This is a genomic window from Paraburkholderia sp. Ac-20340 (assembly GCF_017104965.1).
GTDB lineage: Bacteria > Pseudomonadota > Gammaproteobacteria > Burkholderiales > Burkholderiaceae > Paraburkholderia.
This window is the reverse complement of record NZ_JAAGPR010000021.1, coordinates 122,970-136,089: the sequence shown is the minus strand read 5'-3', so window position 1 is coordinate 136,089 and position 13,120 is coordinate 122,970. Positions and strand designations below refer to the sequence as shown.

Here is a 13,120-nt window from a genome sequence, read left to right as displayed (position 1 = left end):
CCGGAACGCGCGCTGCCCGCGCCGCGTGCGCAGGCGCCGCGCGCGTTGCCGCCGCAGGCGGGCGAGCGCATGTCGGTGGCGTTCGCGTTGCAGACGCTCGCCGAGGTGCGCGATGCGCATGCGCTCGTGGTGGAAGAGGCGCCCAGCGCACGCCCCGTCATGCAGCAGTATTTGCCGATGCCGAAGCCCGGCCGCTTCCTGACGATGGATAGCGGCGGGCTGGGTTTCGGCATGCCTGCGGCCGTAGGCGCTGCGCTCGCGCGTCCTGGCGAGCGTGTGATCGCGTTGATCGGCGACGGTTCCAGCATGTACTCGATCCAGGCAATCTGGAGCGCGGTACAGATGCATTTACCGATAATCTTCGTCATCCTGAATAACACGCGCTATGCGGCGCTGCAGGATTTCGCGCCGGTTTTCGGCTTCGCGAAGGAAGACCCGGTGCAGGGCACCGATCTGCCTGGCCTCGATTTCGTGATGCTCGCGGCAGGCATGGGCTGCTCCGGTCAGCGCATCAGCGAAGCCGCGCCGCTTGCCGGAGCGCTACGCGAAGCATTGACGGCGAACGGCCCGGCGCTGATAGAAATTGTCGTGGCCTGATCCGGCTGTCTCGCCGATTTGCGCTGCGTCACATTGCGGACGCAGCCACAGCACTATCCTTTCCGACTCAGCGTGAAAAAACTCTAAGAGGAGACCGTAATGCAAGAGGCATTGGACGTGGCGATTCTGGGCGCGGGTGCAATGGGTTCGCTGTTCGGCGGGCTGCTGGCCGAAGCGGGGCACGACGTCACGCTTGTCGATATCGACGACGCGCATCTGGAGGCCATCCGCCGCGATGGTCTGCGCATGGCCACCGACGCCGGCGAGCGCGTCGTCACGAAGCTGCATGTGTGCCGTCCCGAAGCGGCGCAGCGCGCGCCCGAACTGCTGATCGTCTTCACCAAGACGATGCATACGGAGGCCGCGCTGGCAGCGGCAAGTGCGCTGATCGGCCCGCATACCACGGTGCTTTCGCTGCAAAACGGCCTGGGCAATGTCGAGCGTCTCGCGCGCAGCGTGCCGCGCGAGCGCATTCTGGTGGGCGTAACGACATGGCCGGCCGACAAACCCGCCGCCGGACGCGTGAATTCGCACGGCAGCGGCATGATCCGCCTGATGAGCGCCGATGGCGAGAAACGCGAAAGCGTGTTGCGCACGGTCGCGGCGCTCAATTCGGCAGGCCTCGCCTGCAGCGCCGACACCGACGTCTGGATCACGATCTGGGAAAAGGTGGCGTTCAACGCGGCGCTCAACAGTCTGTGCGCGGTGACGCAGTGCACGGTGGGCGAATTGTCCAACGTGCCCGATGGCCCCGAACTCGCGCTGAAGATAGTCGCCGAGGTTGCAGCGCTCGCGCGCACAAGCGGCGTGGCGGTGGACGAGGCGCATATCGTCGATAACGTGCGGCACGCGCTGGCGAATCATCGTTCGCATCGGCCTTCCATGTTGCAGGACGTGCTGGCAGGCCGCAAAACCGAAATCGAGGCGATCAACGGCGCGGTGGTGGAGGCCGCGCGCGCCGTGCCCATGGCGGTGCCGTGCACGCAAACGCTGCTGCAACTCGTGCGCCTCGTGGACGCCAGCGCGACGCGTTAGTGAGCCCGTTGCGCTCGAAAAAAGCAGTATCGGCAGCACACAACAATAGATGGAGACACGCGATGAACACTTCCCCAGCGGCTTCGGCAGAGCTTAGAGATGCATCCGTCGCCGGCATCGCCCGCGGCGGCACGACGGTCGATATCGGCCAGGTGCTCGACGATGGCCCCTTTACGCTGCTGCAAAAATGCGTCGTGGTGCTCGCGGCGCTGTCGATCGTCGTCGATGGATTCGATAGCCAGCTCATCGGCTTCGCCATTCCGATGCTCATCAAGGAGTGGGGCATCACGCGCAATGCGTTCGCGCCGGTCGTGGCTGCGGGGCTGATCGGCATGGGAATCGGCAGCGCGTGTGCGGGCTTGTTCGCGGATCGCTTCGGGCGGCGCTGGGCGGTGATCGGCAGCGTGCTGGTGTTCGGCACGGCAACCTGCGCAATCGGGCTCGCGCCGAATATCGCTGTTATTGCGGGGCTGCGCTTCGTGGCGGGGCTGGGCATTGGCGGCGCACTGCCGAGTTCGACGACGCTGACCGCCGAATACACGCCCGCACGCATGCGCACTTTCGCGGTCACGGCGACGATCGTCTGCGTGCCGCTGGGCGGCATGCTCGCCGGGCTATTCGCAGCACAGGTGCTGCCGGTGTATGGATGGCGCGGTCTGTTCTTCGCGGGCGGCGTGTTGCCGCTCATGCTGGCGGTTGCGCTGCTGGCCTGTCTGCCGGAATCGCCGCGTTTTCTCGCGCGCCGCACGCAACGCTGGCCGGAACTCGCGCGGCTGCTCGGCCGCATGTCGCGCGATGTGGCACCCAACGCCACGTTCACCGACCTGCGCGAGCAACGCGCCGAAAAGCACAGCGGCTTCACCGCGCTCTTTCGCGATGGCCGCGCGCGCGACAGCGCCGCCATCTGGGGCGCGTTCTTCATGTGCCTGCTGGCGGTGTATAGCGCGTTTAGCTGGTTGCCGTCGATGCTCACGGCCGAGGGCCTGTCCGTCTCGCTCGCGGGTTACGGGCTGAGCGCGTACAACCTGGGTGGGGTGATCGGCGCTTTGGGGTGCGCGCTGGCGATTTCGCGCTGGGGCTCGCGCTGGCCGATGTTGCTGTGCTGCGCGGGCGGCGCGCTGAGCGCGTGGATGATACTCGGCGTGGGCGCGACGCAGCATACGGGCTGGCTGATCGCCGGGCTCGGCCTGCACGGCCTGTTCGTGAACGCGGTGCAATCGACGCTTTATGCGCTCTGCGCCTACGTCTATCCGACCGGCGTGCGCGCGACCGGCACGGCTTCGGCGCTGGCGTTTGGGCGTATCGGCGCGATTCTTAGCGCGTTTGCCGGTGCGGCCGTGATCACGGCGGGCGGCGCGTTCGCCTATCTGCTGATGCTCGGCGCGGCGATGGCGGCGGTGCTGATTGCGCTTGCCATCGTGCGTCGGCATATTCCTGCCGATCAGGCGCGCTGAAAGCGGCCGCGCGCCCGTGCTCTGGCGAGACGGGCGCGCGGCGCTTTGCAGCGTGGCGCCTACGTCGCCAGTTCCACGCGCTTGATCTCCTTCACGATCACGAGATAGCTGAACACGGTGATCGCCGCGTTCACGCCTACGAAGGCGAGCGCGCTGTCGAACGAGCCGGTCTTCGCCACGAGGTAGCCGATCACGATCGGCGTGACGATGCCGGCCACATTGCCGAACATATTGAAGATCGAGCCGGACAGGCCGATCGCTTCCTTCGGCGCCGTATCCGCCACCACGGCCCAGCCGAGCGCGCCCAGACCCTTGCCGAAGAACGCCAGCGACATCAGCGCAACCACCAGCCAGTCGCTATGCACATAGTTGCAGCCGACGATACACGCCGACAGCGCCATGCCGCCGACAATCGGCGCCTTGCGTGCGAGCGTGAGCGAAGCGCCGCCGCGAATCAGCGAATCGGACAGCACGCCGCCCAGCACACCGCCGAGGAAACCGCACACCGCCGGTAGCGACGCCACGAGTCCCGCCTGCAGGATCGTCATGCCGCGCGCCTGCACGAGGTAGATCGGGAACCACGTGAGGAAGAAGTAGGTGATGACGTTGATGCAGTACTGCGCGAGATAGACGCCCAGCAGCATGCGGTTGGTCAACAACTGGCGCATCAGTTGCCAGCCGCCATTCGCCTTGCGTTCTTCCTGCGTGCGGCGCTGATGGCCGTTCACGAGGCCGCCGCCTTGCTCGATGTAGTCGAGTTCCTGGCGGTTCACATGCGGATGGCTGGCCGGATTCTTCATGACCTTGAGCCAGACGACGGCAAGCACCAGACCGCCCACGCCCATCATCAGATAGACGTGATGCCAGCCGTAGGCGTGCGTGACCCACGCCATCAGCGGCGTGAACACGACGGCGGCGAAGTATTGCGCCGAATTGAAGATCGCCGATGCCGTGCCGCGCTCTTTGGTGGGGAACCAGCTTGCGACCACCTTGGCGTTGGCCGGGAAGGCCGGCGCTTCGGCCGCGCCCATCACGAAGCGCAGTGCGAACAGCGCGGCCACGGCGGCCGCGGCGCTGCCGAGCACGCCAATCGCGCTTTGCAGCAGCGTGAACAGCGACCAGAGGAAGATGCTGGCCGCGTAGACGCGCCGCGCGCCGAAGCGGTCGAGAATCCAGCCCGCCGGCAGTTGCGAGAGCACATAGGCCCAACTGAACGCGGAAAAGATATAGCCCATGCGGATGGCGTCGAAACCGAATTCGGCGCGCATGGCGGAACCGGTCACCGACAGCGTGGCGCGATCCGCGTAATTGAGCGTGGTGATGATGAAGATCAGCGCGAGGATGACGTAGCGGACTTTCGTGCGCGTCGCGGCATCGGCAGCGGCCGGATTGGCGGTACGGCTCAACGGCATGGTGATGAACCCTTCGATGTGCGGGAAGCTGGGCTTCCCTGTCTCAATACTGCACTTGTTGTCATACGTCTTTGCAACTTGTCAGGGGCAATCGTACCGCGCCTGTCAGCGCAGGATCAATCGAGTTGCACGCTATTTCGTTGATATTCAGGGTAAACGTGGATTTGTGCGGCCCGCGCGCGTGTGGGATCGTCCCGAAAGTTGTTCGACAACATGGGCGCCATGGCCGATGCGACAGACGCAACTGCACATGGCGCGACACGGAGAAGAAGGCAAAACATGAACAGAAAGGTGGTGCAGGGGATGGTGGGCGCGATGATCGGACTCGCAGGCGCGGCGTTGACAACCCAGGCGGCGCAGGCGGCGACTTACGTCTATGTGTCGAACGCGGATAGCCAGGATATTTCGGTGTTCCGCATGGACGAGGGCAATGGCGCGCTGGCCGCGGTGGAAACCGTGCCCGTCGGCGGCACGGTGATGCCGATGGCGCTGTCGCCCGATCATCGGCGGCTTTATGCGGGGCTGCGCTCGCAGCCGTATCGCGTGGTGAGTTTCGCGATCAATCCGCTCGACGGCCGCCTCGACGAACTCGGCCGCGCGCCGCTGGCGGAAAGCATGGCGTATCTCTCGACGGATGCGACGGGGCGCTATCTGCTGTCCGCGTCCTATGGCGGCAACCAGCTTGCGGTGAACCGCATCGGCGCGGATGGCGTGGCGGGCGCGGTACAGCAGACCATCAAGACCGGGCCGATGGCGCATGCGATTCGCGTGTCGGCGGATAACCGTTACGCGTTTGCTTCGGTGCTGGGTTCGGATGCGTGGCTGCGTCTGCGCTTCGACGCCACGACGGGTCAACTGACGGAAGACGCCGCGCCCGCTTACGCGCTGCCGGAAAAATCCGGCCCGCGCCATTTCGTGTTCGCGGCGGATGGGCGCTTCGTTTATCTGATCGACGAACTCGACGGCAAACTGCACGTGCTCGCCTTCGACCGCACGCACGATACGGTCAAGCCGATCCAGACGATTTCGATCCTGCCGGCCGATTTCCACGGCGACAAACCGTGGGGCGCGGATCTGCATCTGACGCCCGATGGGCGCTTCCTGTATGCGTCGGAGCGCACCTCGAGCACGCTGGCGGCGTATCGCGTGGATGCGGTCACGGGCAAGCTCGAACGCATCGGCACGTATGCCACGCAGAAGCAGCCGCGCGGCTTCAATATCGATCCTTCGGGGCGCTATCTGTTCGCAGTCGGCCAGTTGTCGCCGACGATGAGCGTTTATCGCATCGACGCGAAGACGGGCGCGCTGCACGAGACCGGGCAGGCTCCGGTGGGCAAGGGCGCGAACTGGGTCGAGGTGGTGAACTACGCGGGATCGAACGAGTAAGTCCGGGCGATCCCGCCTGGGGCTAGCGCTCGCCGCTCAACTGGGTGGCGAGCACTTCCATCCACACCGCGCCGACGGCTTCGAGCGCGGTTTCAACGGACGTTCCCGCGTCCAGCGCCACGAGCCGGCACGGATGGCCCGTGACCGAACCGAGCCAGTCGAGTTGCTCCACGTGCGCGCTGCACAGCGCGAGCAGACAACCCGGCGGCAGCGGCGCGAGCAGGCGATCGACATCGGCGGGCGCGCGTTTGAAATCCGCGCCCGGCTTGCTGAACGACGCCAGCCAGTCGGCATGCAACTGCGCGACATCGTGCAATTCGAGCACGCAACACTGCGGCGCGGTGCCAAAGCGCTCGCACAACGCGCGGGCGATCGCCGGCGGCGTGGTGCCGTCGATGACCGCGCAAACCTGCGTCAGCGAACAGGGCGCGCGCAGCCACGCCCAGCGCGACGAATCGACCTCGATGGCGGCGCGCATGGCGATCAGCCGTCGCGGAACAGGAAGCTGTACGCATTGAGCGCGGGCACGCCGCCCAGATGCGCGTACAGGACCTTCGAGCCTGCCGGAAACTCGCCCAGCCGCACCTTGTCGATCATGCCGTGCATGGATTTCCCCTCGTAGACCGGATCGGTCAGCATGCCTTCCAGGCGCGCGCACAGACGAATCGCCTCCAGCGTGCCGTCGTTCGGCAGACCGTATTCCGGGCCACCGTAACGCGTATCGAGCACGATGTCCGTATCGCGAATCGGCTTGCCTAAATCGACGATCTCCGCCGTATGGCGCGCGATGCGGGCGATCTGGTCGCGCGTCTGCGCCGGCTTGGCCGAGGCATCGATGCCGATCACGCGGTCGGCGCGGCCGTCGTGCGCGAAACCCACCACCATGCCCGCCTGCGTGCTGCCCGTCACCGAACACACGACGATGTAGTCGAACTTGAAACCCAGTGCCTTTTCCTGCTCGCGCACTTCCTCGGCAAAGCGCACGAAACCCAGACCGCCGAGCGGATGTTCCGAACAACCGGCCGGAATCGGGAACGGCTTGCCGCCCGCCTGGCGCACGCTTTCGAGCGCGTTTTCCCAACTCGGACGAATGCCGATATCGAAACCGTCCGGCACCAGTCGCACATCGGCGCCCAGGATGCGCGACATTTCGATATTGCCGACGCGGTCATACACCGCGTCGTGATAGTTCACCCAGTTCTCCTGCACGAGCACGCACTTGAGACCGAGATGCGCGGCGACGGCCGCTACCTGGCGCGTCTGGTTCGACTGAATTCCGCCGATCGACACCAGCGTGTCGCAACCCTGGGCGAGCGCTTCGGGAATCAGGTATTCGAGCTTGCGCGTCTTGTTGCCGCCGAACGCCAGGCCGCTGTTGCAGTCCTCGCGTTTCGCATAAAGCTCGACCTTGCCGCCCAGGTGCGCGGAAAGCCGGGGTAGCGGCTGGATCGGGCTCGGGCCGAAAGTCAGCGGATGGCGGGGAAATCGATCGAGATTCATGCAGCGCTCCTTGATGTCGATGAGGGTTCGTCCTGTCGCGATAAAAGAATGATAAAAACGCGCGCAAAAAATGAGCTTGCGAAATAAATATCGATTACTTACTTTGACTGCGTGAGATGTTCTGCGGAAACACTTTTTGTTCGTCTAGCTGGAGCAACACGCAATGAAATTAAGCCGAAAGACCGACACCGGCGTGCCTGCCGCGCCTGCGCTGGATCGCATCGATCGGGCCATCCTGCGTCAGATGCAGACCGATGCGTCGATCTCGAATGTGAGCCTCGCGGCGAAGGTGAAGCTGAGCGCGCCCGCCTGTTTGCGGCGCGTGGAACGGCTCAAGGAGATGGGGCTGATCCGCAGCGTGGTGGCGCTGCTCGACCCGAAGGCGCTGGGCGCGGGGATGGTGGTGGTGATCGGCTTCGTGCTGGATCGCTCGACGCCGGAGGCTTTCGCGGAATTCGAGAAAGCCGCGCGCAAGGTGTCAGGCTGTATGGAGTGCCACGTGGTCACGGGCGAATTCGATTACTTCATGCTCGTGCGCACGCGCGACAGCGAGAGCTTCAACCGGCTTCACGCCGAGCAGTTGCTCTATCTGCCGGGCGTGCGGCAGGTGCGCTCGTTCATGGTGCTCAAGGAGATTCTGTCGACGCATGCGCTGCCGATATGAGGCGGCTATAAAGCGGCAGCGCATGCGTCGTGGAGGCGTCAGCGCAGCGAGCAGTTGAGCCAGTGCGAAATGCGCTCGCCATCGAGACGCGAACCTTCGGCGCTCGCGCTATCGAGCATCGTGACGATCACGGGACGGCGGCCGTGAACCATCACGCGCATCACCATGTTGTGCCCCGACTCGTTGATAAAGCCGGTTTTCTGCACGCTCGCCTGCACGCGGCCGTAACGCACGAGGCGGTTGCTGCTCACATATTGGAGCTCGCCGTGGCCGGTCGGGACGAGTTGCTCGTTGTCGGTCGAGTAACGGCGGATCAGCGGATAACCGTTGGCCGCGCGCACCAGCGACGCCAGTTCGCGCGCCGTCGAGACGTTGTGCGGCGAAAGCCCGGTGGCGTTGACGAAGTGCGTGCTCGTCATGCCGAGCTGCCGCGCCTTGGCGTTCATCGCCGCCACGAATGCGGGGCGGCCGCCCGGATAGTCGCGCGAGAGCGCCGCCGCCGCGCGATTCTCCGACGACATCAGCGCGATATGCAGCATGTCGGCGCGCGTGAGGCGCGAACCGACCGTGAGGCGCGAACTGGTGAACTTGAGCGTGTCGAGATCGGCGCTGGTTACGCCGATGCGTTGCGCGTAAGCGGAGTGGTGCTGGTCGAGCCAGACCACGGCCATCATCAGCTTGGAAACCGAGGCGATAGGCGCGACGTGATCGGCGTTACGGGCATAGAGCTGCGTATGCGTCTGTTCGTCGACGATATAGACGTTGCGCGAAAAGAGCCGCGTGCGCGAAGCCATCGTGAAGCCGCAGCGCGCGAGCAGGTGCGGCTTGTTCGCGGCGGTGGGCGTTGCCGTCGCCGTGGCGCGAACGGGCGCGCGCACCGATGCATGAGCCGATGCCCGCGAAGGCGACGCGCCAAGCGGCGTGTGTTTCGATTTCGTGCGTCGGGCCTGTTTCGCGCGCCGTTTGGCCTCGGGCAGTTTGCTGGCGGCGACGGCGGGCGTGGCGCGATGCACCGAACGCGGCTTGCGCGTGAGCTTCTTTTTCTTCGCCGTGACGTGCGTATGCGCGCGCGCAGTAGCGTGATGCGCGTGCGACGTGGCGGCGAAACTGGTGGTCGCCGTGACGCTGGCGAAGAACAGGGCGGAAAGGGCGATCGAAATTCGGGAAAGGGAAATCACCGGCAGAGGCAGTTGAAGCAGGTACGAATGGACTGAATACGCGGCGCACGCGCGGGCGGACCTCCATATTACATGTCATGTAAGGCGCGGAGCAGATTCTTGTAGGATGAACGGGGGAGAAAGTGTTGAAGCACGGCGCAGGCGCATGCGTGTTACCGGTCTCAGGGTTATCGCGGATGCTTGTGTCAGGAGGCGCTTTTAGAATGTTTTTCTACCGATACTGCGTAATTACGCTTGTTCCTGGAGTGTTCGATGCCTCGCTTTGCCGCCAATCTTTCGATGATGTACACCGAGCACGCTTTTCTGGACCGCTTCGAGGCGGCGGCGCGTGACGGGTTCGAGGCCGTCGAATATCTGTTTCCCTACGAGCACACGCCCGCAGAACTGAAGGCGCGGCTCGACGATGCGGGTCTCGCGCAGGTGCTCTTCAACGCGCCGCCGGGAGACTGGGCGGGCGGCGAGCGCGGGATCGCGTCGCTGCCGGGCCGCGAGGACGAATTCCGCCGCGGCATCGACACCGCGCTGGGCTACGCGCGCGTGCTCGGCAATCGCAAGGTGCATGTGATGGCGGGCATCGTCGCATCGCCGGACGCTCGCGCCGCGCAGCGCGAAACGTATCTGAAGAATCTTGCGTTCGCGGCGCAGGCCGCGCAGGCCGAAGACGTCACGATCCTGATCGAGCCGATCAACCCGCGCGACATGCCCGGCTATCTGCTCAACCTTCAGGACGACGCGCAGGCCATCTGCCAGGCCATCGGCGCGCCCAACCTTCAGGTGCAGTTCGACTGCTATCACTGCCAGATCGTCGAAGGCGATCTCAGCGTGAAGCTCGAACGCGATATGGCGAACATCGGCCATATCCAGATCGCGGGCGTGCCCGAACGTCACGAGCCCGATCGTGGCGAGCTCAACTATCCCTGGTTGTTCGAGCGCATCGACGCGCTTGGCTATAACGGCTGGATCGGCTGCGAGTATCGTCCGCGCACGACGGCGTCGGCGGGACTCGGCTGGGTCCGGCCTTATCTGCCCGCGCGTGGCTGAATGCCCGTCGCCGGGCGTCGTCGCGCAGGGCCATAATCAGTTGTCGCTTTCCCACAGGCATGAACGGAGCAATCGAACATGAAAGTGCTGATTACCGGTGGTGCGGGGTTTCTGGGTCAACGTCTTGCGCGCGATCTGCTCGCGCGCGGCGCGTTGCGCAAGACATTGCAGGGCAGTGGCGGCACGCCCGAGCCGATTACCGAGCTGGTGCTGCTCGACACCACGCCGGCGGCCTCGCCGGTCCCTGACGATGCGCGCGTGCGCGTCGAAACCGGCGATGTGGCGGATCGCGCGGTGCTGGAGCGCCTGATCGACACGGATACCGCCGTGATCTTCCATCTGGCCGCCATTCTCAGCGCCGAAGCGGAAGCCGAATTCGATCTGGGCATGCGCATCAATATCGACGGCACGCGCGCGCTGCTCGAAGTGTGCCGCGCGCGCGGGCATCGTCCGCGTCTGGTGTTCACGAGTTCGGTGGCCGTGTACGGCGGCAATCTGCCCGAAGAAGTGCAGGACGATACGGCGCTCGATCCGCAATCTTCGTACGGCGTGCAGAAGGCGATGGCCGAACTGCTGATCGGCGATTATTCGCGGCGCGGTTTTGTCGATGGGCGCGTGCTGCGTCTGCCGACTGTCGCGGTGCGGCCGGGGCGTCCGAGCGGCGCGGCGTCGTCGTTTGCGAGCGGCATCGTGCGCGAGGCGCTCAACGGCGAAACCGCCGTGTGCCCCGTGAGCGGATCGACCAGCATCTGGCTGCTGTCGCCGCGCAAGGCGGTGCAATGCCTCGTGACGGCCAGCGAAATGGAAGGCGAGGTGCTGGGTACGCGACGCATCGTCAACCTGCCGGGCGTTTCGACGACCGTCGACGAAATGATCGAGGAGCTGAGCAAGTTCGGCGGTTCGAAGGCGGTCGGCCGCGTGGAGTGGGTGCCGGACGACGTGATCGAGCGCATCGTCAGTAGCTGGCCGTCGAGCTGGAACGTCACGCGCGCGAAGAAACTGGGCTTTTCGGGCGACGCGTCGTTTCATGCCATCATCAAGGTCTATGTGGAAGACGAACTCCCCTGGGCGGAAAAGAAGCGCGCATGAATCGAAACGACTACGAAGTGCACGATGCGCGCTTTCGCTCGCTGATTCAGGCGAACGCGCCGCTGGAAAAGATCGCCGGCGATTGCCTCTGGACCGAGGGCCCGGCGTATTTTCCGGCGGCGGACATACTCGTCTGGAGCGACATTCCGAACAATCGCCTGATGCGCTGGGCGCCCGGTCTGGGCGCGGGCGTGTTTCGCGTCAACGCGAATTTCAGCAACGGCAATACGCGCGATAACGAAGGCCGGCTCGTGAGTTGCGAGCATGGACGGCGCTGCATTTCGCGCACCGAGCATGACGGCAGCGTGGTCGTGCTGGTGTCGCACTACGAGGGCAAGCGCTTTAATTCGCCGAACGATCTGATCGTCGATACGCAGGGCACGATCTGGTTCTCGGACCCCGACTACGGGATCATGAGCGACTACGAAGGGTTTCGCGCGGAAGGGGAAATTGGCGGCTGTCACGTCTATGCGCTCGCGCGCGGAGAACGCGAAGCGCGCCGTGTCGCCGACGATTTCGTGAAGCCGAATGGGCTGGCGTTTTCGCCGGACGAATCGCGGCTGTATATCGCCGATTCGGGGGCGTCGCACGTGGAAGGCGGCCCGCGCCATATCCGCGTGTTCGACGTCGAGCGCGGCGCGCTGCGCAATGGCCGCGTGTTCATCGAGATGACGAACGGCGTGCCGGACGGTTTTCGCGTGGACGAGCACGGCAACGTCTGGACCAGCGCCGAAGACGGCGTGCACTGCTATTCGCCGCAGGGCGAACTGCTGGGCAAGATCCTGCTGCCGGAAGTGGTGTCGAACCTCACGTTCGGCGGGCTGAACCGCAACCGGCTGTTTATTACGGCGACGTCGTCGGTTTATTCGGTCTACGTTGGCGTGCGCGGTGCGGGGCGCTGAGCGGCGCCCGCTGCCTTTTCCTTTGCCTTACGCGGTGGTCGAGATCAGGCCAGTGGTTTGACCGCTGGCCAGCATCAATTGCACGAGTTCGGCCTGCGCGGTCTGCAGCGACGATTCGATCTGGCTGGCCTGCGAGAGCTTCGCGTTCTGCTGCGCCGAGGCGTCCGATTTCGCCGTGGTCGCGGCTGCGTTGCCGGTCTGGCTGCCGTCCGACGAACCTGACGTGCCCGCTTGCGAAGCCGCCGACGCTGCCGCCGACGACGATCCGCCCGAATTCTGCACCTGCGCCAGTTGCGCTTCGAGTGACTTGATCAGCGCCTTGAGTTTGTCGATGGCGGTCGTGGTCGCATCGCTCGTCGACGATGACGAACCGCCGCCACCTCCGCCTCCACCGCCGCCCGATTTTTTCGCGCTCGACGTCGAGGTCGTGGACGTGCCCGACGAAGTCGAACTGCTGCTGGACGTGCTGCTCGTGTCCGTGCTGTTCGTGCTGCTGGTGTTCGCGGTCGAATTCGATGCGCTCGTGTTGCCCGTGGTGCTGGCGTTGCTATTGGCCCCGGCCGTACTGGTGCTGGTCGTCGCGGTGGCGTAAGTGGCCGCGCTGGTTGGCTGGATCTGCATGGATTCCGGTCCTTGAAATGGTGCGGCGCCGCTGGCGAACGCGATAAATACCCCTGATCCGGATTACGGCCGTGTAAGAGCAGGCCTTGAGCGCTCATTTGTTACGGGTGTTTACCAGAAGTTGTGCGCGAGTAAGGTTGAGGCCGTGCCTCACCCGCATTCGGTTCCGGCCCCACTCCGGCGTATGATTCGATGTCGCGCCTACGCGCCCAACCGAACGCTTTCGCCACGGCATCCGCCG

The 13,120-nt window shown here is 64.9% G+C and carries 13 protein-coding genes; 8 read left to right on the top strand and 5 right to left on the bottom strand.

The genetic code is table 11. The annotated features are described in order from the left end of the window. The 3 genes from G3N59_RS24045 to G3N59_RS24035 all read left to right on the top strand — a co-directional run. On the top strand, positions 1-597 hold a 597-nt coding region (locus tag G3N59_RS24045), incomplete at its 5' end, for a thiamine pyrophosphate-dependent enzyme (protein ID WP_241023890.1). Positions 598-708: 111 nt separating this feature from the next. Next, on the top strand, positions 709-1,632 hold the full coding sequence (locus tag G3N59_RS24040; RefSeq protein ID WP_346777925.1) for a 2-dehydropantoate 2-reductase: 924 nt from the start codon (positions 709-711) through the stop codon (positions 1,630-1,632). Between the two features lie 62 nt (positions 1,633-1,694). Then, positions 1,695-3,086, top strand: coding sequence for an MFS transporter (locus tag G3N59_RS24035; RefSeq protein ID WP_205985292.1), 1,392 nt, complete (start codon positions 1,695-1,697; stop codon positions 3,084-3,086). A 59-nt stretch (positions 3,087-3,145) separates the two neighbouring features. Here G3N59_RS24035 and G3N59_RS24030 read toward each other — a convergent pair whose 3' ends face one another. Then, complete coding sequence (locus G3N59_RS24030) at positions 3,146-4,498, bottom strand: MFS transporter (protein ID WP_205985291.1); 1,353 nt, start codon at positions 4,496-4,498, stop codon at positions 3,146-3,148. A gap of 303 nt (positions 4,499-4,801) precedes the next feature. Here G3N59_RS24030 and G3N59_RS24025 point away from each other — a divergent pair, with 303 nt between their 5' ends. Beyond that, on the top strand, positions 4,802-5,884 hold the full coding sequence (locus G3N59_RS24025) for a beta-propeller fold lactonase family protein (protein ID WP_241023943.1): 1,083 nt from the start codon (positions 4,802-4,804) through the stop codon (positions 5,882-5,884). A 22-nt stretch (positions 5,885-5,906) separates the two neighbouring features. Here G3N59_RS24025 and G3N59_RS24020 read toward each other — a convergent pair whose 3' ends face one another. Both G3N59_RS24020 and G3N59_RS24015 read right to left on the bottom strand, forming a co-directional pair. Further along, positions 5,907-6,362, bottom strand: a complete 456-nt coding sequence (locus tag G3N59_RS24020) for a hypothetical protein (protein ID WP_205985289.1) — start codon at positions 6,360-6,362, stop codon at positions 5,907-5,909. A gap of 5 nt (positions 6,363-6,367) precedes the next feature. After that, positions 6,368-7,384 (bottom strand): 1-aminocyclopropane-1-carboxylate deaminase, encoded by a 1,017-nt coding sequence (locus G3N59_RS24015; RefSeq protein WP_205985288.1) that lies wholly within the window; start codon positions 7,382-7,384, stop codon positions 6,368-6,370. A gap of 163 nt (positions 7,385-7,547) precedes the next feature. On the opposite strand from G3N59_RS24015, the gene G3N59_RS24010 reads away from it, so the two are divergent. Then, entirely contained in the window at positions 7,548-8,048 is a 501-nt protein-coding gene (locus G3N59_RS24010; protein ID WP_205985287.1) for an Lrp/AsnC ligand binding domain-containing protein, read from the top strand. Positions 8,049-8,086: 38 nt separating this feature from the next. Here G3N59_RS24010 and G3N59_RS24005 read toward each other — a convergent pair whose 3' ends face one another. Beyond that, entirely contained in the window at positions 8,087-9,226 is a 1,140-nt protein-coding gene (locus tag G3N59_RS24005; RefSeq protein WP_346777924.1) for a serine hydrolase, read from the bottom strand. A 252-nt stretch (positions 9,227-9,478) separates the two neighbouring features. On the opposite strand from G3N59_RS24005, the gene otnI reads away from it, so the two are divergent. The 3 genes from otnI (at position 9,479) to G3N59_RS23990 (ending at position 12,258) form a co-directional block, all read left to right on the top strand. Then, positions 9,479-10,267, top strand: a complete 789-nt coding sequence (gene otnI, locus G3N59_RS24000; RefSeq protein WP_205985286.1) for a 2-oxo-tetronate isomerase — start codon at positions 9,479-9,481, stop codon at positions 10,265-10,267. A gap of 78 nt (positions 10,268-10,345) precedes the next feature. Then, entirely contained in the window at positions 10,346-11,356 is a 1,011-nt protein-coding gene (gene denD / locus G3N59_RS23995; RefSeq protein ID WP_205985285.1) for a D-erythronate dehydrogenase, read from the top strand. Beyond that, entirely contained in the window at positions 11,353-12,258 is a 906-nt protein-coding gene (locus tag G3N59_RS23990; protein ID WP_205985284.1) for an SMP-30/gluconolactonase/LRE family protein, read from the top strand. The genes denD and G3N59_RS23990 overlap by 4 nt, the downstream gene beginning before the upstream one ends. Before the next feature lie 27 nt (positions 12,259-12,285). Here G3N59_RS23990 and G3N59_RS23985 read toward each other — a convergent pair whose 3' ends face one another. Further along, on the bottom strand, positions 12,286-12,879 hold the full coding sequence (locus tag G3N59_RS23985) for a hypothetical protein (RefSeq protein ID WP_205985283.1): 594 nt from the start codon (positions 12,877-12,879) through the stop codon (positions 12,286-12,288). Between the last annotated feature and the right edge of the window lie 241 nt (positions 12,880-13,120).

What these genes read in the sequence shown, in the direction of transcription:
- G3N59_RS24035 (WP_205985292.1), top strand. Translation starts at nt 1,695, where the DNA reads ATGAACACTTCCCCAGCGGCTTCGGCAGAGCTTAGAGATGCATCCGTC.
- G3N59_RS24030 (WP_205985291.1), bottom strand. Translation starts at nt 4,498, where the DNA reads ATGCCGTTGAGCCGTACCGCCAATCCGGCCGCTGCCGATGCCGCGACG.
- G3N59_RS24025 (WP_241023943.1), top strand. Translation starts at nt 4,802, where the DNA reads ATGGTGGGCGCGATGATCGGACTCGCAGGCGCGGCGTTGACAACCCAG.
- G3N59_RS24020 (WP_205985289.1), bottom strand. Translation starts at nt 6,362, where the DNA reads ATGCGCGCCGCCATCGAGGTCGATTCGTCGCGCTGGGCGTGGCTGCGC.
- G3N59_RS24015 (WP_205985288.1), bottom strand. Translation starts at nt 7,384, where the DNA reads ATGAATCTCGATCGATTTCCCCGCCATCCGCTGACTTTCGGCCCGAGC.
- G3N59_RS24010 (WP_205985287.1), top strand. Translation starts at nt 7,548, where the DNA reads ATGAAATTAAGCCGAAAGACCGACACCGGCGTGCCTGCCGCGCCTGCG.
- otnI (WP_205985286.1), top strand. Translation starts at nt 9,479, where the DNA reads ATGCCTCGCTTTGCCGCCAATCTTTCGATGATGTACACCGAGCACGCT.
- denD (WP_205985285.1), top strand. Translation starts at nt 10,346, where the DNA reads ATGAAAGTGCTGATTACCGGTGGTGCGGGGTTTCTGGGTCAACGTCTT.
- G3N59_RS23990 (WP_205985284.1), top strand. Translation starts at nt 11,353, where the DNA reads ATGAATCGAAACGACTACGAAGTGCACGATGCGCGCTTTCGCTCGCTG.
- G3N59_RS23985 (WP_205985283.1), bottom strand. Translation starts at nt 12,879, where the DNA reads ATGCAGATCCAGCCAACCAGCGCGGCCACTTACGCCACCGCGACGACC.